This window comes from Salinigranum sp. (genome assembly GCF_041641895.1).
GTDB lineage: Archaea > Halobacteriota > Halobacteria > Halobacteriales > Haloferacaceae > Salinigranum.
In genome coordinates, this window is record NZ_JBEPXO010000008.1 from 1 (window position 1) to 22,532 (window position 22,532).

Here is a 22,532-nt window from a genome sequence, read left to right on the forward strand (position 1 = left end):
ATCATCTCCTGTTGCGACGCAGCCTCCTCGTCGTACGGGAGGTCGACGTCGTCGACCGTATCGGTCATCACACGGCATAAGGCGCAAGGCGTTAAGAGGCTTCGGGTTGTGTGAGTCTTCGAACCCGGCAAACGGCCGAGACAACGCGCCTCGCGGGCGTTCTCCCCGATCGGCGCCGGAGGTCCACCCGCCGCGAATAAATGACCTGCAGTTATAGAACAGATTAATAAATATTATCACTCTGTATCTCTCTACGTGGAGGTACGAATGAGTACGTCGAAGGCCATCGGGAAGCAGAGTGCAGAGACGGACCGCTGGGAAGCGGTGCGGGACCTCCCGCCGAGTGCCAAGTTAGTCGCGAAGGTGCTCGACTACGAGGACACGCTGACCCAGTCGCAAATCGCCGAGGAGACCCTCCTCCCGGCACGGACCGTGCGCTACGCGCTGACACGGCTCGAAGAGGAGGACGTGGTCAGTTCGCGCTTCTCGTTCGCCGACGCCCGGAAGCGCATCTACCGGCTGACCGTCTGAGTCGCGAGCGGTGCCGCGGCCCGCACGTCGGCCGTTGGCGAGCGGACCGGGGGGCGTACGTCCGACGTGAGTCGGCACGGCCTAGCTTCAAGTACGGAAGCGCGACCACAGTCGCGTATGGACACACCGACACCGACACCGACACCGACACGCACGCGGCACGCCCTCCGCGCGCTCGCGAACGGGACCCGACGAGCGGACACCGAACGGGTCGTCGAGGAGGCGACGGCTACGCTCGAATCCGTCGAGACGGCGGCCCGGTTTCTCGCCGACGGTGGTGAGGCGCGACTGGCCGCAGCAGTCGCACAGGCCGTCCGCGAGGGCGACAGGGAGACCGTCCGTCGGGGGCGACGGGCCCTGGCGACGCTCCGCGCGTTCTCGGCGGCCCTCGCGGGAGACTCCCTCGAGTCCCACCCTCAGTGAGACCCGCACCGGCCGCCCCGACGCTTCACTTCCACCCCGCTCGCGGAACGGTTTTAGGCGGCGGTGGCAAACGTGGGTGCAGATGAGACGAGGTGACCGATGACCCGAGTCATCCACACAGGCGACACACACCTCGGGTACCAGCAGTATCACTCGCCGGCGCGTCGGCAGGACTTCCTCGACGCGTTCGAGCGCGTCGTCGACGACGCCATCGACGACGACGTGAGCGCCGTCGTCCACGCGGGGGACCTCTTCCACGACCGCCGCCCGGCGCTCCCCGACCTCCTGGGGACGCTCTCGGTCCTCCGTCGACTGGCGAACGCGGACGTGCCGTTCCTCGCGGTGGTCGGAAACCACGAGTCGACGCGGGGCGGCCAGTGGCTCGACCTCTTCGAGCAACTGGGACTCGCGACCCGTCTCGGTGCCGACCCCGTCGTCGTCGGCGACGTGGCTTTCTACGGCCTGGACCACGTCCCGACGTCGAAGCGCGCGGACCTCGACTACGCGTTCGAACCGCACGACGCCGACTTCGCGGCGCTCGTCGCGCACGGCCTCTTCACGCCCTTCGCTCACGCCGACTGGGAGACGGAGACCGTGTTGGACGAGGCGACGGTCGACTTCGACGCCGTCCTCCTGGGCGACAACCACGCCCCGGGGACCGAGCGCGTCGCCGACACGCCCGTGACCTACTGTGGGTCGACGGAGCGCGTCTCGGCCGCAGAGCGTGACGGGCGGGGCTACAACCTCGTCTCCTTCGAGGACGAGACGGTCGACATCCGGCGACGGGCGGTCGAGACGCGACCGTTCGTCTTCGTCGAGGTCACCCTCGGAGAGGGAGAGGGCGAGGAACGGGTCCGCGAGCAGGTCCGACAGTACGACGTCGAGGACGCCGTCGTCGTCGTCGAAATCACGGGCGACGGCGACCCCGTCACCCCGGCGGCCATCGAGACGCTCGCCACCGAGCGCGGGGCGCTCGTCGCGCGCGTCACGGACCGGCGGGAGTTCGAGGCCACCGGCGACTCGGGGACGACTGTCGACTTCGCCGACCCCGACGCCGCGGTCCGAGAGCGGGTGAGCGAACTCGGCCTCTCGCCAGCGGCGCTCGACGTCGACGACGCGATCAGGGGGGACGTCGCCGACGCGAACGTTCGCGAGACGGTGAAGCGCCGCGTCCGGGAACGACTCGACGAGAGCGTCACCGGGTTCGAGCCTGCCGACGGCTCCGTCGACGACGCCGAGAGAACGGCCGACGGCGAGGACCCGGCGGACGACGCTGGGGTCGCGGACGAGGGGGTCGAGGCGACGACTGAGACGGACTCGACGGCCGGGGCGGACTCGACGAACGCCGAGTCCGCCGGAGCCGACAGCGCCGCTGACGCCGATGCCGACGCCGAGGCCGGCGACGCGGACGACGAATCGAGCGGCGATTCGGTCGGCGAACCGGACGAGACCGACCCCGACGCGGCCACCGAGCAGCCGTCGCGTGGGACGGAAGCGACCCGACGGGAGGGTGGCGGTCAGGTGTCGATGGAGGACTACCTGTGAGGTTCGACCGCATCCGCCTCACGAACTTCAAACCGTACGCCGACGCCGACCTGGACCTCGACGACGGCGTGACGGTCATCCACGGGCTGAACGGGAGCGGGAAGTCGTCGCTGCTCGACGCGTGCTTCTTCGCGCTCTACGGGGCGCGGGCGCTCGACGAGACGCTCGACGACCTCGTGACGACCGGTGAGGACGAGGCCGAAATCGACCTGTGGTTCACCCACGACGACGCCGCGTACCACGTCCACCGTCGACTCCGCCGCTCCGGTGACCGCATCCAAACCGCCGACTGCACGCTGGAGGGACCCGACGCGACGTACGACGGGGCACGCGACGTGCGCGACCGGGTCGCGCGGATGCTCCGGATGGACGCCGAGGCGTTCGTCAACTGCGCGTACGTCCGGCAGGGAGAGGTGAACAAACTCATCAACGCAACCCCGACGGAGCGACAGACGATGCTCGACGACCTCCTCCAGCTCGGGAAGCTCGAGGAGTACCGCGAGCGTGCGGGACAGGCCCGCCTCGGCGTGGAGGACGTCAGGAGCGAGAAACGAGGGGCGCTCGAACAGCTCGACTCGACCATCGAGGAGTACGAGGAGCGAGACCTCCACGCGACGCTGAACGCGCTCACGACCGAGCGGGAAGAGCTCGACGCGAAAGTCGAACGGTACGAGGAGCAGCGCGAGCGCGCGCGGGAGACACTCGACGAGGCGAGGGCCGTCCTCGAAGAGTACGAAGAGACCCGCGAGGAACTGCAGCGGCTCGACACCGAAATCGAGGCACTCGAGTCGAAGGTGCGCGAGACCGAGACCGAGCGCGACGAACTCGGGCGGACGCTCGGCGACGAGCGGGACCGAGTCGAGGCACTCGACGAGGAGATACAGACGCGCCTAGCCGAGACAGCCCTCGACGAGGCGACGGCCGAGGCGGTCGCGGAGAGAGAGGAGACGCTCTCCGCGCGCGTCGAGGAGAAACGGGAGGCGGCCGCGGACAAGCGGACCAGCGCGAAGGCGCTGGAGACACAGGCGGAGAACCTCCGGACGAAAGCCGAGGACCTCTCGTCACGCGCCACCGAGAAGCGCGAGCAGGCGTCGGAGCTCGAATCGAAGGCCGAGGCGGCGATGGAGGACCTCGACGACCGACGCGAGCGCGTCGGGGAACTCGAAGCGGAAGCCGAGGACCTCCGGGCGGAGTTCGAGGAGGCCCCCGTCGAGTTCGGCGAGGCCGCCGACCACCTGGAGGCGCTCCGGGAACGCCTCGACGCGGTCCGGGACCGTCACGGCGAGGTGGCGGGGGCGCTCGAGGCGGCCCGACGCCGCGTCGAGGAGGCCGAGCGCCTCCGCGAGGAGGGGAAGTGTCCCGAGTGCGGTCAGCCGGTCGAAGACTCCCCGCACGTCGAACGGCTGGCGGACGACCGGGAACGGGTCGAGGAACTCGAGGCCGAACTCGCGGAGCGAGACGCCGAGCGCGAGGAGTACGAGGCGAAGATAGAAGCGGCGGAGGCGCTCGTCGAACGCGAACAGCGCGTCGAGTCCATCGAGGACCGGCTCGCGTCCCTCACCCAGCTGGTCGAGGACCGCGCCGAGAACGCTCGGGAGAAACGCGAGCGGGCCGAGCGACTCGAAGCGGAGGCCGCGAAGCTCGACGAACAGGCCGAATCGGCCCGCGAAGCCGCGGAGACCCAGGCCGACCGCGCGGCGACGGTCCGAGAGGAGGCGGCGGAACGGGGAGATGCGGTCGAGACGCTCGAGGACCGTCTCGACAGGCTGGCTGCCCTCGACGACCGTCTCGAGGCGCGTGCGGACGCCGAAGCGACCGTCGAACGCCTCCGAGAACGGCGCGAGCGACTCGCCGAACTGAACGCCGAACGGAACGACCGCCTGACCGAGAAGCGGGAGCGGCGGCGCGAACTGGCCGACGCGGTCGACGAAGACCGGGTCGAGAAGGCTCGTGAAGACGAGACGCGCGCGGACGACTACCTCGAGAAGGTCAGGGACGCGCTCGACGACCTGCGCGACGAACGCGACGACCTGCAGAGCCGTATCGGGAGCGTCGAGGGGGATATCGAGCAACTCGAACGCCTGCGGGAGGAACGCGACGCGCTCGCCGGACAGGTCGACGCGCTGGAGTCGCTCCACGACGAGACCGAGTCGCTGGAGGCGATGTACGGGGACCTCCGGTCGGAACTCCGCCAGCGGAACGTCGAGACGCTCGGGCGGATGCTGAACGAGACGTTCGACCTCGTCTACGGGAACGACGCGTACTCGCACATCCGACTCGACGGCGAGTACGAACTCACCGTGTTCCAGAAGGACGGGACGGCGCTCGCCCCCGACCAGTTGTCGGGGGGCGAGCGCGCACTGTTCAACCTCTCGCTCCGGTGTGCCATCTACCGACTGCTCGCAGAGGGCATCGACGGGGCCGCACCGATGCCGCCGCTCATCCTCGACGAGCCGACGGTGTTCCTCGACTCGGGTCACGTCTCGCGCCTCGTCGACCTCGTCGACGAGATGCGCTCGCTCGGCGTCCGACAGATCGTCATCGTGAGCCATGACGACGAACTCGTCGGCGCGGCGGACGACCTCGTCCGCGTCGAGAAGGAGCCCACCTCGAACCGGTCGACGGTCGAACGCGTCGACGACCCGACCCTCGCGGCCGTCGCTCGGGACTAGCCGCGGAGCGCGGCGACGGCCTCACGGGTCGTCTCGGTCGCGTCGTACCCACGCTCCCCGGCGGCGTCGCACTCGCGGACGAGGCCGGCCGCGCGGAACTCGGCGAGCAGGCCGTGCAGGTCGGACTCACAGAGGTCGTACGCCGAGAGCAGCTCCGTGACCGGGAGCGGTCCCCGGTCGGTCAGTTCGACGAGGAGACCGAGCGCGTCCTCGGTGTGGGCGGCCGTCACCACCGTCCGAACCGGGTCGGGGACGCCACTCGCCGCGAGCGCGAGCGCCGACAACCCCTCGACCTCGGTGAGTTCGTCGTTCGGGAGGTACGTCTCCGCTCCGGTCTCGGGGTCGCGGACGAGCGTCGCGTCGCTCGACCGCTTCACGAGGAGGTACCGCACCCCGTCGCTGTCACGCACGGTTCGCATGTGAGAGAGGAGTCCGTCGTCGCCTTTAGCCGTTCCGCCCGAGGGTCTCGGAGCCGTCCGCCGTCTCTGTGACTCCGTCGCCCGTCTCCGCGGGTTCGTCGTCGCCTTCGACTCCCTGCCGGGCCGCCGAGTCCGCGCGGTCGTCGGGGGTTTTGCTGCCCCCGTCCTCGCCGCCGTCCCTGTCCTCACCACTGTCGTCGCCCTCTCCGTCCTCGTCACTGTCGTCGCCGTCACCCGCCTCCTCGGGGTCGCGGTTCTCGAACGCACGGTACGACGCGTACGTGCGCAAGCCGGCGAGGACGCCCGCGAAGAGCAGTATGCCGCCGAGGAGTGCCTGCCCGCGGAAGAACCACAACATCGCGCCGAGGCTCACCCCGAAGAGGGCGACGTTGGCGAAGATGACGCTGGTCCAGAACGCCTTGAACACGTCCGGGTCGACGTCGGTCTCACCCGTCGACACCTCCGGGACCCGTGGCAAGTCGCGCTCGGGGTTCCCCCAGCGCCGCTCCGCGTCGGACTCGTCAGGTTCGTCGGGCCACGGCTCGAACACAGGCGTCCGAAGCGGGCCCGAGAGCAAAACAGTTCGGCATCGCGACGGCGGGCCGTCGCGCCCCGTCCGTCTCAGGCCACGTCCGCGAGTCGCACTGTCCGCGTCGCCTCCACCCACGCCAGCGGGTTCTCGGCGTCGAAGAAGACGGTGCCGCCGTCGACCTCGTATGTCTCGACCTCGACCGTGGGGCCGTGGTCAGAGGCGCGATCCCGTCCGTCGGCACGAGTGGGGTCTGCCATACACCGTCACGGTATGACGTAGCATACCATAGGTCTTTCTTTCGTGACGGAATTTGTCTCACGCGGGGGCGGAACCCCACGGCGGACCAGGAGAAAGACGGGGTTTTTACTCCGCAGTGCTGAAGGGACGCTCATGACGCAGACGGGACTCGCGGACTTCTCATCGCCGCCAGACGACCCCGACGAGGGAGGAGGCGGCGACCCGGTCGACGAGGCAGCCATTGCCGAGGCCGTCGCCGGGAACGGCGGACCGCAGGTGACGGAGGTGGTCGCCGACGACCACGCAGGCTATCCGGACGCCGACGGCGTCGTCGAACTGATGATCACACAGGTCGACTACACCATCGAGGGCCAGGGGCGCGAGGAGTACCCCGTCGTCCACGTGTTCGGACGCACTGCCGACAACACGCCCGAACACGTCCGCGTGCTCGGCTTCGAGCCGTACTTCTACGCGCCGACCGAGACGCTCTCCGACGCTGACCTCGACCGCGACGTCATCACGCGCACGGAGGAGGGGTACCAGAGCATCCGCGGGGAGGCGCTGACCAAAATCTGTACCCGGACGCCGCGGGACGTCGGGCAGATTCGCGACGAGTTCGACCACTACGAGGCGGACATCCTCTTCCCCAACCGGCTGCTCATCGACAAGGACGTCGGGAGCGGCGTCCGCGTCCCCGCCCGGCGACTGGAGTCGGGGACCATCCAGGTCCCGCACGAGGAGGTCCGGGCGGCGGACGTCGACGCCGACCTCCGCGTCAACACCTTCGACATCGAAGTCGACGACCGAAACGGCTTCCCCGAAGACGGCGAGGAGCCCGTCGTCTGTCTCACCAGCCACGACTCGTACGACGACGAGTACGTCGTCTGGCACACGGTGGCCCCGGAGGGTAACGGCGAGTCGGTCGACTCCCTGCCCGGATACGAACCGCTCGAAGAGGGGACGACCGTCCAGGTGCAGTCGTTCGACGACGAGGCGGCCATGCTCGACGCCTTCCTCACGCATCTGGAGGAGACCGACCCGGACGTCCTCACGGGGTGGAACTTCGAGGACTTCGACGCGCCCTACCTGCTGGACCGCCTGGAGGAACTGAACCCGACGTGCGAGGAGGACCTCGCCATCGAGCGGCTCTCGCGCGTGAACGAGGTGTGGCGCGGCGGGTGGGGCGGTCCCGACGTGAAGGGGCGGGTCGTGTTCGACCTACTGTACGCGTACAAGCGCACGCAGTTCACCGAACTCGAGTCGTACCGCCTCGACGCCGTCGGCGAACTCGAACTCGACGTCGGGAAGGAGCGCTACTCGGGGGACATCGGCGACCTCTGGGAACAGGAGCCGGAGCGACTGCTGGAGTACAACCTCCGCGACGTCGAGTTGTGCGTCGAAATCGACCGCAAGCAGGAGGTCATCGCCTTCTGGGACGAGGTGCGGTCGTTCGTCGGCTGTAAGCTCGAGGACGCCCCGACGCCGGGCGACACCGTCGACATCTACGTCCTGCACAAGGTCCACGGTGAGTTCGCCCTCCCCTCGAAGGGTACCGTCGAGTCGGAGGAGTACGAGGGCGGCGCGGTGTTCGAACCCATCGTCGGCGTCAAGGAGAACGTCACCGTCCTCGACCTGAAGTCGCTGTACCCGATGTGTATGGTGACCATCAACGCGTCGCCGGAGACGAAGGTCGACCCCGACGCGTACGAGGGGGAGACGTACCGCGCCCCGAACGGGACCCACTTCCGCCGGGAGCCGGACGGCATCATCCGGGAGATGGTCGACGAACTGCTCGACGAACGAGAGCAGAAGAAGTCGCTGCGGAACGACCACTCGCCGGGGTCGGAGCCGTACGAACAGTTCGACCGCCAGCAGCAGGCGGTGAAGGTCATCATGAACTCCCTGTACGGGGTGCTGGGCTGGGACCGCTTCCGCCTCTACGACAAGGAGATGGGGGCGGCCATTACCGCCACCGGGCGGGAGGTCATCCGGTTCACCGAGACGGTGGCGAGCGACCTGGGTTACCAGGTCGCGTACGGGGACAGCGTCACCGGCGATAGACCGGTCGTGACCAGAGGGCCAGATGGCCGGGTTCGGATACTCCCGATCGAGGCGCTGTTCGAGCACGGTGACCCGACTACCGAACGAGAGGTACTCGTCACAGCCGACGGCGGGCCCGTCGCGAGTGCACGCCCGGACAAGGAGCGGTGTGAACTGCCGGGATGGGAAGCGCTCTCGCTTAGCCCGGAGGGTGAGGCTGAGTGGCAACCGATCACGCAGGCGATTCGCCACGAGACGGAGAAACCGGTCGTGAACCTCCGACATAAGTTCGGAGAGTCGACGACGACACGCGACCACTCGTTCGTGGTCGAGGGCGACGACGGGCTGGTCGAAGCGAGACCCGAAGACGTCGACGAGCCGCTGCGAGTTCCCGACGTCCCAGCGGTGGACACGGTGACGACCATCGACGTCTACGACGTGCTCCAAGGGTACGAACGCGAGTATCGGGACGGTCGGAGCGTCGGTCGGGAGGACGCGAAACCGAAGACGAAACGCGTTCACGCGACCGACGAGTGGGTGTGGTTCGGCCACCGACACCACCTCGACCAGGCGAAGACCGTGCGTGTGCAACGGTACGTCGACCTCGATAGCGAGGACGGTCGTGCGCTCGTCAGACTGCTCGCCGCGTACGTGACTGAAGGGAGTTCTTCGACGGCCGAGACGACACAGTCTCGGTTCGGAGCGAGCATCGCGGAGTCACGGCACGAGTGGCTCGAGCAGCTCCGGGCGGACTATCATCGGTTGTTCGACAGTACGACCGCAAGCATCGTCGCCAGCGATCGTCGGCACGAACGCACGGTCGAGTACGAGACGGACGAAGGGGACGCCGCTACGACGTACGACGACCGGACGCTCAAACTCCAGATGATGAGCGAGCTCGCGGCCGTATTCTTCCGCGAGTTCGCCGGACAGACCTCTCGAGGAAAACGCATCCCGTCTTTCGTCTACCACCTCTCCGACGACCTCCAGCGACTGTTCTTGGACACACTCGTCGAGGGCGATGGCTCACGCTCGTTTCCGCGGTACACAGACGAGTACGCGCAGCGACACTTCGACTTCGAGACGACGAGTCGTGAGCTCGCTGCGGGAATCTCGATGCTCCTCACCCAGCGAGGACGGAAGCACTCGTTCAAATACCGTGACGCGAAGGGCTCGTACACGATTCGGACGTGTGACTCGTACCGAACTGGTCGAGACCCGGTCGTGACCGAGACTGACCACGACGGCTACGTGTACGATTTGAGCGTCGAGAAGAACCAGAACTTCGTCGACGCCCTCGGCGGAATCGTGCTACACAACACCGACTCGGTGATGCTCGAACTCGGCCCCGAGGTCAACAAGGAGGAGGCCATCGAGCAGTCGTTCGAACTGGAAGAGCAGATCAACGCCGCGTACGACGACTTCGCGCTGGAGGAACTGGGCGCCGACGAGCACCGGTTCCAGATCGAGTTCGAGAAGCTCTACCGGCGGTTCTTCCAGGCCGGGCGGAAGAAGCGGTACGCCGGACACATCGTCTGGAAGGAGGGGAAAGACGTCGACGACATCGACATCACGGGGTTCGAGTACAAGCGCTCGGACATCGCACCGGTGACGAAGGAGGTCCAGCGGAAGGTCATCGAGATGATCGTCACCGGCGAGTCCACGTCGGAGATCAAGACGTACCTCCACGACATCATCGAGGAGTTCACCGACGGTCACCTCTCGCTTGACGACGTCGGCGTGCCCGGCGGCATCGGCAAGCGGCTGTCGACGTACGAGACGGCCTCGGCCCACGTACGGGGGGCGAAGTACGCCAACCTCCTCCTCGGGACGAACTTCGGCCGCGGGTCGAAGCCCAAACACGTCTACCTCGAGAAGGTCCACCCGGACTTCTGGCAGCGCATCGAGTCGGAACGGCCCGAAATCACCGACGACGACCTCTACGTGGAGTTCAAGCGGGACCCGGACGTCATCTGCTTCGAGTACGCCGACCAGGTGCCCGCGGAGTTCGAGGTGGACTGGGACAAGATGCTCGACAAGACGCTGAAAGGGCCTATCGCCCGCGTCATCGAGGCGCTCGGGATGTCGTGGGACGAGGTGAAGAGCGGCCAGGAACAGACCGGCCTCGGGTCGTTCACGTGAGACGGGGTGCCGTCGAGTCAGGTCGACCGACCGCCTGAGAGCCACCCGAATCGTGGGTTCGGCCCCGAACGTGGGCCACTCCTGCCGGCCGTGGCTTCGGGCGACCGAAACCCGGACGATTGTCGATACGTACCCCGAGGTTTCTTCTTTCCAAAAATATATTTCCCCACTGCGAAGCCGAGGATGGTGAATCCGTAAGCATTATGGAGCCGACTCCCCCAGTTTGGGTAGAGGAACACTCCCAACAATGGCGACACTCGAAATCAAGAACCTCCACGCCGAGGTCGCGGAAGAAGACGGCGAGACGATTCTCCGCGGCGTCGACCTGGAAGTACGCTCCGGTGAAATTCACGCGCTGATGGGCCCGAACGGGTCTGGAAAGTCGACGACCGCGAAGATCATCGCGGGGCACCCTGCCTACGAGGTCACGGACGGGGAGATACTCCTGCACCTCGAGGAGGGCGACTTCGGGGACGAGGTCGACATCCCGGAGGACATGCGGACGTGGAACCTCCTGGAGATGGAACCGAACGAGCGTGCGGCGCTCGGCATCTTCCTCGGCTTCCAGTACCCCGCCGAGATCGAGGGCGTCACCATGACCAACTTCCTCCGGCAGGCGCTCAACGCCAAACTCGAAGAGCGCGAAGAGCTCTTCGAGGGCGACGAGGGCGACGACGAAGAAGAGGAGGAAGCCGGCTACGACACCTCGCCGATGGAGGGGCCGGCCGACGACGGTGAGGTCGGCGTCGCCGAGTTCCAGCAGCTCCTCAAGGAGAAGATGGAACTGCTCGACATGGACGAGAAGTTCGCCCAGCGGTACCTCAACGCCGGCTTCTCCGGCGGCGAGAAGAAGCAGAACGAGGTGCTGCAGGCGGCCATCCTCGAGCCGGCCATCGCCGTTCTCGACGAAATCGACTCCGGGCTGGACATCGACCGCCTGCAGGACGTCTCGAACGGCATCAACGCGCTCCGTGACGAGCAGGGAACCGGCATCCTACAGATCACCCACTACCAGCGGATCCTCGACTACGTCGAACCCGACCGCGTCCACATCATGCTCGACGGGAAGGTCGTCAAGAGCGGCGGTGCCGACCTCGCCCACGAGCTCGAGGACCAGGGGTACGACTGGGTCCGCGAGGAAGTGTACGAGGCAGCGTAACCGACACATCACCTAACCATGAGTTCCGAACAAGACCACCTGAAAGAGACAGACACCGAAGCCCGCTTCGAGTTCAAGAAGGAGCAGAAGTCCTCCTTCCAGGCCGACAAGGGCCTCACCGAGGAGACCATCCGCGTCATCAGCGAGGACAAGGACGAACCCGAGTGGATGCTCCAGCGCCGCCTCCGCGCGCTGAAGCAGTTCCAGAAGATGCCGATGCCGACCGACTGGCCCGGCCAACCGGACCTGTCGGAGGTCGACGTCGACCAGATCGTCCCGTACATCCGGCCCGACGTAGAGGTCCGCGGCGGCGTCGACGACTGGACCGACCTCCCCGACGACATCAAGGACACGTTCGACAAACTGGGCATCCCCGAGGCCGAGAAGAACGCTCTCTCGGGCGTCGGCGCCCAGTACGAGTCCGAGGTCGTCTACCAGAACATGCAGGAACGCTGGGAGGAGAAGGGCGTCGTCTTCTGCAACATGGACAAGGCCGTCCAGGAGCACGAGGACATCGTCCGCGAGTACTTCATGACGAAGTGCGTCCCCCCGAGCGACAACAAGTTCGCCGCCCTGCACGGCGCCGTCTGGTCCGGTGGCTCGTTCGTCTACGTCCCCGAGGACGTGACGGTCGAGATGCCGGTGCAGGCGTACTTCCGGATGAACTCGGAGGGGATGGGCCAGTTCGAGCACACGCTCATCGTCGCCGAGAAGGGTAGCGAGGTCCACTACATCGAGGGCTGTTCCGCGCCGAAGTACTCGGCGTTCAACCTCCACTCCGGCGGCGTCGAGGTGTTCGTGGGCGAGGACGCCCACGTCCAGTACTCGACCGTGCAGAACTGGTCGAAGAACACGTACAACCTCAACACCAAGCGCGCCATCGTCGAGAAGAACGGGCGCATGGAGTGGATTTCGGGCTCGATGGGCTCGAAGGCCACCATGCTCTATCCGGCCTCCATCCTGAAGGGCCGCGGCGCCTCGGACAACCACATCACCATCGCGTTCGCCGGCAAGGGTCAGAACATCGACACCGGGGCGAAGGTGTACCACAACGCCCCCGAGACCAAGTCGACCATCGAGTCGAAGTCCATCTCGAAGGACGGCGGCCGCACCAACTACCGGGGACTGGTCCACATCGCCGACGGCGCCCACGACTCCTCCACCGCGGTGGAGTGTGACGCGCTCATGTTCGACAACGAGTCCACGTCGGACACGATGCCGTACATGGAGATCAACGAGTCGACCGTCGACGTCGCCCACGAGGCGACCGTCGGGAAAATCGGCGACGAGGACGTCTTCTACCTCCAGTCGCGTGGGCTGGACGACGACGACGCGAAGCAGATGATCGTCTCGGGCTTCATCGAGCCCATCACGGAGGAACTGCCCATCGAGTACGCGGTCGAACTGAACAGGTTAGTAGAACTCGAGATGGAGGGGAGCCTCGGATAAGATGTCCACGACACTGCCAGCGAACATCTCCGAAGAGACGGTACGGAAGCTCTCCGAGGACCGCGAGGAGCCCGAGTGGCTCCTCGAGACCAGACTCGGCGCCCTCGCGGCGCTCGATGACGCGGACCTGCCGGACGTCATCCAGACGCCCGGCCGCCGCTGGACGAACCTCGAACAGCTCGACTTCGAGGAACTCGCCGACCCGCTCGCCCAGACCGAGGAGCGTGACCTCGTCGTCCCCGACTCGGACGTCGAGGTGCTGTCGTTCGTCGACGCGCTCGACTCCCACGAGGACGTCGTCCGCGACTCCTTCGGAACCGTCGTCGACCCCGAACGCGACTACCTGACCGCGCTCTCGGTGGCGCTGTTCTCCTCGGGGACGCTCGTGTACGTCCCCGAAGGCGTCGACGCCGAGGACGTGAAGATTCGGACCCGGATGGAGGGACGGTCGCTGTTCAACCACACGCTCGTCGTCACCGAGGAGTCTTCGTCGGTGACGATTCTCGAGCGACAGTCCTCCGAACCGTACGACGGCGAGGGGATGCGTTACTACAGCGGCCTCGTCGAAATCGACGCCGGCGAGAACTCCTACGTCCAGTACGGCTCCCTGCAGGACCTCTCCGAGGAGACGTACAACTACACGCTGAAGCGCGGCGTCACCGACACCTACTCCACGGTGAACTTCGTCGAGGGGAACCTCGGGTCGCGCCTCACCCGCTCGGACATCGAGACGGAACTGAACGGCGACTCCTCGGAGACGAAAATCGTCGGAGCGTTCTTCGGCCACAACGACCAGCACTTCGACGTCAACGCGCGTGTCTGGCACCAGGCAGAGCACACGACGGCCGACCTCGTCACCCGCGGTGTTCTCGACGACGAGGCCCGCTCGGTGTACGAGGGCGTCCAGGACGTCGGCCGCGACGCGTGGGACACCAACTCCTACCAGCGTGAGAACACGCTGATGCTCTCAGACGACTCTGAGGCCGACGCCTCACCGAAGCTCATCATCCACAACCACGACACCGAAGCCTCCCACTCGGCGACGGTCGGACAGGTCGACAAGGAGGACCTGTTCTACATGACCTCGCGCGGCATCCCGCCCCTGACGGCGCGGAACATGCTCGTGGAGGGCTTCTTCGTGCCCGTCCTCGAGGAGATTGCGGTCGACGAACTCCGCGAGGACCTCGAAGAGGCAATCGCAGCACGGCTGCGATAGACGGACGCGCGTCTCTCCGTCTCGTTTCTCTCTCTGCGTCTCCGTTCACTCCCGCGCCGACCGACGACGACCGGAGGCTACGCGGGTTCGGCGCCCGCCGGGACCGAGTCGAGGAGCGACAGCACTAGCTCACACCGCCGGGTGTCTCGACGGGTCACCCAGTCGCGCTCCTGGTCGTACGCGACGACGCCGGCGTCTTCGAGTTTCGGGACGTGTGTGTGGTACAGCGAGAGGTAGACGTCCCTGACCGTCTCCGCGTCGACCTCTCGAAGCGGGACGTCGGCTTCGCCCTCCGCGACTTCGTCGGCGAGCGTCGGCAGACTCAGCGACCGGTGACACGCCAGATAGCTGAGCACCTGACGGCGCCGGGCGTTCGCGAGGAGCGAGAGCGCTCGCGACAGCGACTCGGGGCCGAGGGAGGGACCAGCGTCAGTGGGTGTCCGGTTTGTCATAGGGGCAACACGTCTGTGGTCACCGCCGCGCCACATATACTTTCGGATGTCTACTCGTTTTGGTTGAATTCGTATAATATCGAACTCAATTATCGATTACAGCATAGATTCCGAATATTTTCCGCGTGAGTACGGAGGCGCGTGTCGAGCTTCGAAGGAACCGCCGGCGTGGCGACGACTCTCGAACGACCGGCCCGAACTCCGAGAGATACCGGGTTTTGCCCGTGCGGGGAGACGGACGGTCGTGAGCACGTGCCACCTCGACGACGTCGACAAACAGTTACTGGTGTTGCTCCACGACGACGCGCGCGCCACGGCGACGGAGCTCGCCAGGCGGGCCGGCGTCTCGGACAACACGGTTCACAACCGAATGCAACGGCTGGAAGAGGAGGGCGTCATCGAGGAGTACCGCGGGACGTGTGGGTACGACCGGACCGGACTCACGCTCCACTATCTCATCGTCGCGACTGCACGAATCGTCGACCGCGGCGAAGGCGCCCTGCAGGCGCTCGAACTACCCCAAGTTGTCGGGGTCACCGAACTCATGACCGGGCAGGGGAGCCTCCACATCAGAGCGGTCGGGGTCGGCGACGAGGACATCACGCGGGTCGCGGAGCGGCTAGACGAACTCCGGCTGGAGATCATCAACGAACACCTCGTCCGTGCCGACCACGACGACGCCTTCCTACGGACAGCTCGAGTCGTTGCTCGGCGAGTGAGCGAGTGAGCGGTGAGCCAGTGAAGCCAGTGGACGTCGTGGCCGAGCGGTCACTCAGGAGGACCCGAGCGGGACGCGTTCGCCGCGCTTGTCGCCGCGGAGCCACGCGTAGTCGGTCGCGTCGAGTTCGAACACCACGCGGCCGTCGGCGACCGTGTAGTCGCCGGGGCCGACGACCTGTGTCGTCGCGTCGGCGGGCGCGTCGAAGTCGACGGTGACGGTCCGGGGTTCGGCCGCGAGGTTGTGCGCGGTCAGCAGGACGGTCCGACCCTGTTCGATACGGTGGACCCACACGTCCTTCGGTTCGACGCCGACGATGGAGAAGTCGCCCGTCGAAATTTCGGTACAGAGCGTGCGAGCGTCGATGATGCGGCTGATACGGTTGAGGAGCGAGTCGGGGTCGGTGCGCTGGTCGGCGACGTTGATTTCCTGGTACCGATACTGACCCTCGTCGACGACGGGGTGGTAGAGGTCCTCTTCGTTCGCGGTGGAGAAGCCGCCGTTCTCGTTGTCCGACCACTGCATCGGCGTCCGGACCGACTCCCGCTCGGGGAGGTCGAGGTCCGCACCCATCCCGATTTCGTCGCCGGAGAGGACGACGGGCGTCCCCGGCAGGGCGAACATGAGGCTGTGCGCACAGGCGATGCGGTCGTGGTCGCCGATGTAGAGGTCGGCGAGGCGGAGCCGGTGTCCGCGGCCGAAGATCCACGAGTCGCCCTCGTCGTCGCCGAAGAAATCGCGGGCGTGGTGGAAGGCGTCCCACGGGAGTTTGAGCAGGTTCCACTCGTCGTGGTTGCGGAGGAAGTTCGCCCACTGGCCGACGTCGGAGACGTCCGGGAGAATCTCGAACGAGCGGTAGAGCGGCCAGGTGTCCTTGACCCCGACGGCGTAGGTGAGGTGGGCGTTGAGGACGAAGTTGAACATGAGGTCGAACCCCTCGCCGTCGACGAAGTATCGGTCGAGGTGCTCCGGTTCCTCGTCGGCCTCGGCGATGAGGATGGCATCGGACTTGGCCTCCTCCACCCACGAACGCATCCGGCGGAAGAGGTCGATGCCCCCGTCGAGGGTCGTCGCGTCGTGGCCCTTCGGCATCATCATCGGGTGGGCGGCGTCGATGCGGAAGCCGTCGACGCCGAGGTCGAGCCAGAACTCGAGGACGTTCCGAATCTCCTCTTGGACCCGGGGGTTGGCGACGTTCAGGTCGGGCTGGAAGCCGTAGAACTGGTGGAAGTAGTGCTTCCCCGCGCGCTCGTCGTACGACCAGACGCCGTCCTCGTACTCGGGAAAGATGTTCCCGCGCTTGTGTGCGGAGTCGAGGTGACTCGTCCAGAGGTAGTAGTCGTGGTACTTCGACCCCGGGTCCTCGCGGGCGCGCTGGAACCACCGGTGCTGGTCGGAGGTGTGGTTGAACACCATGTCACAGAGGACGCGGATGCCGCGGTCGTGGGCGGCCTCGACGAAGTCGGCGAAGTCCCCGAGAGTCCCCACACGGGAGTCGACACCGTAGTAGTCGGCGACGTCGTAGCCGTTGTCCTCCAGCGGACTCGGGAAGAAGGGGCGCAACCAGACGCAGTCGACGCCGAGCGTGTCGAGGTACCCGAGCCGGTCGGTGAGGCCCTGGAAGTCCCCCCACCCGTCGCCGTCGGCGTCGTTGAACGTCTTCACGTCGAGCGAGTAGATGACGGCGTCCCGGTACCACTCGGGGTCGCCGTGTCGCGTGCGTGCCATGCTCGGCCTCACCGGCGGAGAGTGTATAAACCGCAGGGGTTCGGCGCGAACGGTCTCCGGGGTTCGGCGTCGGCACCGTCACCGGGTGTGGGACGGCTCAGACCCGGAGCCGGAACGATTCGCTCACCGAGACGGTCCGCCCCCGGATCTCGAACGCGAGGTCGACCTGCAGGCCGAAGCGGAAGGCGGCCCGTTCGTCGGTCGTTTCTCCCTCCTCGTCTTTCTCGTCCGGATGCGGACACGGCATCTCGTCGGGACTCCACGGGTCCCGCCTGACGCAGAAACACTCGTGTAGATACCCCTCTTCCGCCTCGTGCCAGCGCCGCTTGTCGAACGCGTCGGGAGGGACACGCTCCCACCGCCTGTCGTCCGGGTCGACCGAGGTGTCACAGTGAAACAGTTCGCAGCAGCACCAGACGTCGTCGGCAGTCGGACACCCTTCCTCGTCTGTCTTACACCGGTAGACCCGATTACCGTTCGAATCTGTGCCCGAAAGGAGTGCACACCCCTGCGTGTGGCACTTCTTCCATCCCTCCTCGAACGGGATGCCCATGTCGTTGCCGCGTTCGAGCAGTTCCCTGTTGTCGAGTTCGACATCTTCGTGACTCATGGTACCACGGCACAGACGTCGGGAGAGAGCAAATCGATACTGGTTGCCCAGTGCGACGGCTACACGGAGTCGTCAGTCCCCTCGTCGTCCGGAGGCCGACGCTGTGCGAGGCGGTCGAACCGGGCCTGTGCCGCCTCGGCGCGCCGCGCCGTCTCCTCACTGCGGAACGCGAGTTCGAACCGGCCGGCGTCGACGACGAGGTCGAAGACGGCGTCGACCTGTCGCCCCTCGGCAGGGACGACGTCGACCGGGAGGTCCAGTTGCGCGGGGTCCTCGCCGTCCCGCTCGACGACGAGCACCGCCAGTTCCGCCCCGGGGGCGTCCTCGAAGCGGTCCAGCGTCGCCGTGTAGCTGCCTGGGTCGAGCATCAGTAGCGCACCTCTGTCACGACTCCACCGTCGGGGCGGAGGAGGGTAACGGTGTCGCCGTCGTTGTTCCACACCGGGCGGCCCGCCCCCCAGTACACCTCCGTCGCCGTGTCCGTCCCGTCGCCGGTCCGGACGGTGAGCGAGTCGCCCGGGTCGAGGATGGTGTCCGAGGGGAACGTGTAGCGCGCGCCGCTCTCGTCGGTGAGCACCCACCCGGAGAGGTCGACTGACTCGGTCCCGCGGTTCGACACCACGACGTACTCGTCGGCGAGGTTCTCGGCGTCGTCGCCGGCAGCGTCGGCGTGAACCTCGGTGATTTCGACGCGCGTGTCGGGTGACACCGTCGGGTCTCCCACCCCGTCGCCGCGGTAGGCGGCGCGAACGACGACGGGCCCGTCCGTGCCGGGAGCGACCGGAGCGTCCGCACGCAGGTCATGCGGTCGGGTGGTCGCGGCCGCCTGCGTCGCCACCTCGAACACCGTCCCGTCGCTGGTGGCGACCACCGTCCCGTGACTGGCGGTCCAGTACGTCGGAATCGAACGCGCCGCGAGACGTCCGAGCACCTCCTCGTGGGGGTGGCCGTACCGCGAGTCGTACGCGGAGGAGACCACGACGGCTCTCGGCGTCGCGGCGTTCAAGAGTGCCGCGCTCGTGCTCGAACTGCTCCCGTGGTGCCCCGCCTTCAAGAGGGTGACGTCGAGGGCTGCCGCGTGGTTCTCGACCAGATACGGCTCCTCGGCGGGGCCGGCGTCGCCGGTGAGCAGGACGCTCGTCCGGCCGAACGCCACCCGGAGGACGATGCTGTTCTCGTTGCGCTCGCCGTCGGCGAGGTACGGTTGCGGCGGGCCGAGGACTGTCACCCGCGCGCCGTCGAGTGGGATGCGGTCGCCCGCGAGCGTCCGGTAGAGCGGGACGTCGTGCTCCTCGACGGCGTCGAGGTAGCGGTCGTACGTCGCCGTCGACGCGGCCACGCCGGGGTCGTACACGGCACCGACGCCCTCTCCGTTGGTCTCGAAGTGTTCGATGACGGCCGCGTGCCCGCCGACGTGGTCGGCGTCGGCGTGCGTCGTGACGAGCGCGTCGAGACGGTCGATGCCCCGCGACTCCAGATAGTCGATGACGTGAGCGCCGTCGTCTCGGAAGTCCCCCGAATCGACCAGCATCGTCTCGCCCGTCGGCCCGACGACGAGCGTGCTGTCCCCCTGTCCGACGTTGATGAAGTGTACGGTCAGCGTACCTGTGACGTTCGTCGCGGGGGTCCCCCGTTCGGCCGGGGGTGCCGTCGCGTTCGCGGCCTCCCGCGCTTCGGTCTGTTCGGCGTCGAGCGGGTCCGTCGTCACCCCGGTCCCACCGGTGCAGCCGGCGAGCACGAGGAGGCCGACGACGAGGAGCACCGAGAGCCGAGAGCGACGTTGCACGCTCCGGGGGAGGGACCACGAGGACTTGAGACTGTGGTGTCACCGGGCGGCGCCGACGCACACCGGGCCGGACTGGTGAGCGAGGGAACTGCTTAAGTCGGTCACACACTACCCCCAGAGTATGACCGTCAGGGGACGCGTCACGGAGGGTCGGCTCCCGTGAGTGTCGGGAACCGCGTGACCTCGGACCACCAGTTGGCGCGGCTACTCCAGATCGGTATCGTGCTGGAGGAGGTCGTCGAGGCCCGGGCACAGCACCACACGGAGACGCTCGAATCGCCCGACGACGAGATCGAAGCGCTACTCACAGAGGCGGCCGAGGAGTCTGCCGTCCACCGCGAACGACTCGAAGCCATCGTGGACGAACTCGACGTCGAGACCATCCCGTTCGAGGAGGTCAACGCGCTCGTCGAGGCGCAGTACGGCCAGACGAAGCCTGAGGACTTCGACGGCGTCCTGTACGACCAGCTCTGCAACGAGGAGACGGCGTACAAGTTCTACGACGACCTCGTCGGCGCGATTCGAGCCAGCGACGTCCCGTTCAGCATCGACCGCGACGAACTCATCGAAACGCTCGTCGCCATCCGCGAGGAGGAAGCGGAAGGTGTCGAAGCGGTGACGAAGATCATGGAGCGGCGCGAATGACGAAGCATCGAGCGTGGTGCGCATCACGCGGTGACGGCGACCACGACGACGACCACCTGCCGACGAGGACGCTCCCACAGGAGGCGACCAGATGAACACCGCAGACCAGTACGTCAAGGCGATCTACTTGCTCCAGGAGATGGAAGACGGCCCCGCATCGACCGGCGCGCTCGCGGACATGCTCAACGTGAGTCCCGCGAGCGCCAACGAGATGATCGGTAAGCTCGAAGGACGCGGCCTCGCCGAGCACGAGAAGTACAAGGGCGTCCGGCTCACGGACGAGGGGATCGTCAACGCCCGGGAGGCGCTGCAGACGTACTGCATCATCGAGCGGTTCCTCACGAACGTCCTCGACGTCGAGGAGTTCCGCGCCGAGGCGCGCGAACTCGAACCGGTCATCGACGAGACGGTCGCCGAACGCCTCGACACCATCATCGAACGGAACCCGGCCTGCCCGGACTGTTTCGACCCCGAGACCGACGCCTGCGAGTTTCTAGAGATCCCGTCGGAGAACCCCGCAGACTGAATCGCGGTCGGGACCGCTACAAACTTAAGTTTCAGATTGGTAGCTACGTCTGCGTTCGGATGCGTCGAGCGAGCAGTCCCGTGGTGTAGTGGCCAATCATAATGGCCTTTGGAGCCATTGACGGCGGTTCGAATCCGCCCGGGACTATCTCACCGATTTCCCCGGCTACGCCGTCGAGTAGGGATCGAGTCATTCGTTGACGCTCCGCCTTCCTCGGCGGTAAATCCACCCGGTGAAGACGAGTGCCGGGAGTGCGAGAAAGCTATCAGACGCACCGTTCACGGCCAACAGGACATTGTACGCAAGAAGGCCCGCCGCTATCGGGAATACGATCTTTTCACCGATCGTAAGTCCGTGCCAGAACCACGTCCCTTGCGACTCCGAGGCACTGCAATCCGTACAGACGACGGGGTTTCCACCGAGTTCACTAAACCGGGAGTGTGCTAGGCGGAGTCCGGTACCGCAGTTGGAGCACTCGGTGTGGACAAGGCAGTCGTTACAGACCGGCTCGTGTCCGAACTTTTCGAAGTACCGGGGGTGAGTTGAAAAGTTCCCGCCGCACTGAACGCAAGAGACGGCAACGCCGGTGCTATCGTTCTCCTCTCCCGACTGTCGTCTCTGGATTTCGTCGTACGCAGCCTTGACTCGTCGAAACTCGTCCCGAGTACCACCCTGATCAGGGTGGTGTTCTTTGACCAATGCCCGGTACGCAGTCTCGACCACTATCGGGTCGGAACTCCGCGTAACACCGAGAACACTGTACGGATCCTCAGTCGCCATTATCGGTTCGATACCAAACATGGAAATCAAGCTACTGGAATTGGTATCAGTATTGATATGCGAGAGAGGAGACACAGTTCTCGAACCGGTATCAACGGTTCATACCGGGCCTTGAGTGGTTTTGAAGCAACTACGGATTCAATTTATCTAATCCGGTAATTCTGGCGGTGGCTATTTGTGATGTAATGTTTTTACTGAAAATCATGAAAAAGAGAGAGTGTCTCAAATACGGGAGTGGAGTCGCGTGCCTCTCTGTCGCCGGGTGTACCCAAGGTTCGTCAGACGGGATACGAGATTCCGATGGTGACGGCATGATCGACAGCCGAGATTACGCTCCGAACGACGCGGATGTACAAGAGAAGTCAGACATCCAATCGTCGCCGTCTCAGGTATCTACACCGGAGCCAACTCCGGTAGCCACGCCCAAGCAGACGTCGACAGCCACACCCTGGCCGACGTTCGTCGCCACTGCCGAGCCAACAGCAACGGAGTTTCCCGACTCCGATTACGATGGTGTAGCTGACAGGTACGACGATTTCCCCGACGACTTTCAGTATTCGGAGGTCGTGAGAGAGGAGCGTGCGACAGAGGTCGTAGACCCGGGATACTACCGGTTCTGGTCCTGGGAGTCGGACGAAGCCGAAGGTTTCGTTGCTACGATCGATGTTCAGAGCGGATCACACGTGGACGCGATTCTTATGGACGACTCCGATTTCGACGAGTTCGAGAACAGCGAGAGCTACTACTACTACACGAGCGGAACCGACTTCGAGACCAAGTATGCGGAACTATCCGCTAGATTGGATGCTGGCTCGTTCGTGTTCGTCGTGTCCAACTGGGAGGTCGACGCCGAAGAGACGTCGACCGTGGACGTCAGCATCGCAAGTAAGCGGTGACGTGGTGTAACAGGATTCAGACTCCA

The 22,532-nt window shown here is 66.0% G+C and carries 21 protein-coding genes and 1 tRNA gene; 13 read left to right on the top strand and 9 right to left on the bottom strand.

All coding sequences use genetic code 11. From position 1 onward, the window contains the following. Nucleotides 1–267: 267 nt before the first annotated feature. The 4 genes from ACESK5_RS02770 to rad50 all read left to right on the top strand — a co-directional run bounded on the left by ACESK5_RS02770 (nt 268) and on the right by rad50 (nt 5,171). A complete protein-coding gene (locus tag ACESK5_RS02770) occupies nt 268–531 on the top strand; it encodes a MarR family transcriptional regulator (protein WP_372910016.1) in 264 nt (87 codons plus the stop codon). Nucleotides 532–648: 117 nt separating this feature from the next. After that, complete coding sequence (locus ACESK5_RS02775) at nt 649–954, top strand: hypothetical protein (RefSeq protein WP_372910017.1); 306 nt, start codon at nt 649–651, stop codon at nt 952–954. 99 nt (nt 955–1,053) lie between these two features. After that, nucleotides 1,054–2,499 carry a DNA double-strand break repair protein Mre11 gene (mre11, locus tag ACESK5_RS02780; protein ID WP_372910018.1) on the top strand — a complete coding sequence of 482 codons (1,446 nt, stop codon included), beginning with the start codon at nt 1,054–1,056 and terminating at the stop codon, nt 2,497–2,499. Then, on the top strand, nt 2,496–5,171 hold the full coding sequence (gene rad50, locus ACESK5_RS02785) for a DNA double-strand break repair ATPase Rad50 (protein WP_372910019.1): 2,676 nt from the start codon (nt 2,496–2,498) through the stop codon (nt 5,169–5,171). The genes mre11 and rad50 overlap by 4 nt, the downstream gene beginning before the upstream one ends. Here rad50 and ACESK5_RS02790 read toward each other — a convergent pair. The 3 genes from ACESK5_RS02790 to ACESK5_RS02800 all read right to left on the bottom strand — a co-directional run bounded on the left by ACESK5_RS02790 (nt 5,168) and on the right by ACESK5_RS02800 (nt 6,379). Further along, nucleotides 5,168–5,590, bottom strand: a complete 423-nt coding sequence (locus ACESK5_RS02790) for a hypothetical protein (RefSeq protein WP_372910020.1) — start codon at nt 5,588–5,590, stop codon at nt 5,168–5,170. The genes rad50 and ACESK5_RS02790 overlap by 4 nt on opposite strands. Before the next feature lie 25 nt (nt 5,591–5,615). After that, a complete protein-coding gene (locus ACESK5_RS02795; RefSeq protein ID WP_372910021.1) occupies nt 5,616–6,140 on the bottom strand; it encodes a hypothetical protein in 525 nt (174 codons plus the stop codon). A 71-nt stretch (nt 6,141–6,211) separates the two neighbouring features. After that, nucleotides 6,212–6,379, bottom strand: coding sequence for a hypothetical protein (locus tag ACESK5_RS02800; protein WP_372910022.1), 168 nt, complete (start codon nt 6,377–6,379; stop codon nt 6,212–6,214). A gap of 133 nt (nt 6,380–6,512) precedes the next feature. Here ACESK5_RS02800 and ACESK5_RS02805 point away from each other — a divergent pair, with 133 nt between their 5' ends. The 4 genes from ACESK5_RS02805 (at nt 6,513) to sufD (ending at nt 14,365) form a co-directional block, all read left to right on the top strand. Next, the gene (locus ACESK5_RS02805; RefSeq protein ID WP_372910023.1) at nt 6,513–10,541 is read left to right on the top strand and encodes a DNA polymerase domain-containing protein; all 4,029 of its coding nucleotides are present in this window, start codon (nt 6,513–6,515) and stop codon (nt 10,539–10,541) included. 247 nt (nt 10,542–10,788) lie between these two features. Continuing rightward, nucleotides 10,789–11,700: an ABC transporter ATP-binding protein gene (locus ACESK5_RS02810; protein ID WP_372910024.1), complete on the top strand. Its 912-nt coding sequence runs from the start codon at nt 10,789–10,791 to the stop codon at nt 11,698–11,700. An 18-nt stretch (nt 11,701–11,718) separates the two neighbouring features. Then, nucleotides 11,719–13,149, top strand: coding sequence for a Fe-S cluster assembly protein SufB (gene sufB, locus ACESK5_RS02815; RefSeq protein ID WP_372910025.1), 1,431 nt, complete (start codon nt 11,719–11,721; stop codon nt 13,147–13,149). A 1-nt stretch (nt 13,150) separates the two neighbouring features. After that, the gene (sufD, locus tag ACESK5_RS02820) at nt 13,151–14,365 is read left to right on the top strand and encodes a Fe-S cluster assembly protein SufD (RefSeq protein WP_372910026.1); all 1,215 of its coding nucleotides are present in this window, start codon (nt 13,151–13,153) and stop codon (nt 14,363–14,365) included. 77 nt (nt 14,366–14,442) lie between these two features. On the opposite strand, the gene ACESK5_RS02825 is transcribed toward sufD, so the two are convergent. Beyond that, entirely contained in the window at nt 14,443–14,817 is a 375-nt protein-coding gene (locus ACESK5_RS02825; RefSeq protein WP_372910027.1) for a hypothetical protein, read from the bottom strand. A gap of 244 nt (nt 14,818–15,061) precedes the next feature. Between ACESK5_RS02825 and ACESK5_RS02830 the strand changes: the two genes are divergently transcribed. After that, nucleotides 15,062–15,544: an Lrp/AsnC family transcriptional regulator gene (locus ACESK5_RS02830; RefSeq protein WP_372910028.1), complete on the top strand. Its 483-nt coding sequence runs from the start codon at nt 15,062–15,064 to the stop codon at nt 15,542–15,544. A 45-nt stretch (nt 15,545–15,589) separates the two neighbouring features. Here the strand turns inward: ACESK5_RS02830 and ACESK5_RS02835 are convergent, their stop codons facing one another. From ACESK5_RS02835 to ACESK5_RS02850, 4 genes are all read right to left on the bottom strand, one after another. After that, a complete protein-coding gene (locus ACESK5_RS02835) occupies nt 15,590–17,263 on the bottom strand; it encodes an alpha-amylase family protein (protein WP_372910029.1) in 1,674 nt (557 codons plus the stop codon). 97 nt (nt 17,264–17,360) lie between these two features. Further along, nucleotides 17,361–17,873 (bottom strand): hypothetical protein, encoded by a 513-nt coding sequence (locus ACESK5_RS02840; RefSeq protein ID WP_372910030.1) that lies wholly within the window; start codon nt 17,871–17,873, stop codon nt 17,361–17,363. A 59-nt stretch (nt 17,874–17,932) separates the two neighbouring features. Further along, nucleotides 17,933–18,241: a DUF3006 domain-containing protein gene (locus ACESK5_RS02845; protein ID WP_372910031.1), complete on the bottom strand. Its 309-nt coding sequence runs from the start codon at nt 18,239–18,241 to the stop codon at nt 17,933–17,935. Continuing rightward, the gene (locus ACESK5_RS02850) at nt 18,241–19,659 is read right to left on the bottom strand and encodes a lamin tail domain-containing protein (protein WP_372910032.1); all 1,419 of its coding nucleotides are present in this window, start codon (nt 19,657–19,659) and stop codon (nt 18,241–18,243) included. The genes ACESK5_RS02845 and ACESK5_RS02850 overlap by 1 nt, the downstream gene beginning before the upstream one ends. Before the next feature lie 159 nt (nt 19,660–19,818). Between ACESK5_RS02850 and ACESK5_RS02855 the strand changes: the two genes are divergently transcribed. The 3 genes from ACESK5_RS02855 (at nt 19,819) to ACESK5_RS02865 (ending at nt 20,977) form a co-directional block, all read left to right on the top strand. After that, on the top strand, nt 19,819–20,304 hold the full coding sequence (locus tag ACESK5_RS02855) for a ferritin-like domain-containing protein (protein ID WP_372910033.1): 486 nt from the start codon (nt 19,819–19,821) through the stop codon (nt 20,302–20,304). Between the two features lie 91 nt (nt 20,305–20,395). Further along, the gene (locus ACESK5_RS02860; RefSeq protein ID WP_372910034.1) at nt 20,396–20,830 is read left to right on the top strand and encodes a metal-dependent transcriptional regulator; all 435 of its coding nucleotides are present in this window, start codon (nt 20,396–20,398) and stop codon (nt 20,828–20,830) included. Nucleotides 20,831–20,904: 74 nt separating this feature from the next. After that, a tRNA-Gln gene (locus tag ACESK5_RS02865) sits at nt 20,905–20,977 on the top strand. Nucleotides 20,978–21,019: 42 nt separating this feature from the next. Here the strand turns inward: ACESK5_RS02865 and ACESK5_RS02870 are convergent. Continuing rightward, nucleotides 21,020–21,610 carry a J domain-containing protein gene (locus tag ACESK5_RS02870; protein WP_372910035.1) on the bottom strand — a complete coding sequence of 197 codons (591 nt, stop codon included), beginning with the start codon at nt 21,608–21,610 and terminating at the stop codon, nt 21,020–21,022. Between the two features lie 311 nt (nt 21,611–21,921). Here ACESK5_RS02870 and ACESK5_RS02875 point away from each other — a divergent pair, with 311 nt between their 5' ends. Beyond that, complete coding sequence (locus ACESK5_RS02875; RefSeq protein ID WP_372910036.1) at nt 21,922–22,506, top strand: hypothetical protein; 585 nt, start codon at nt 21,922–21,924, stop codon at nt 22,504–22,506. Nucleotides 22,507–22,532 lie beyond the last annotated feature (26 nt).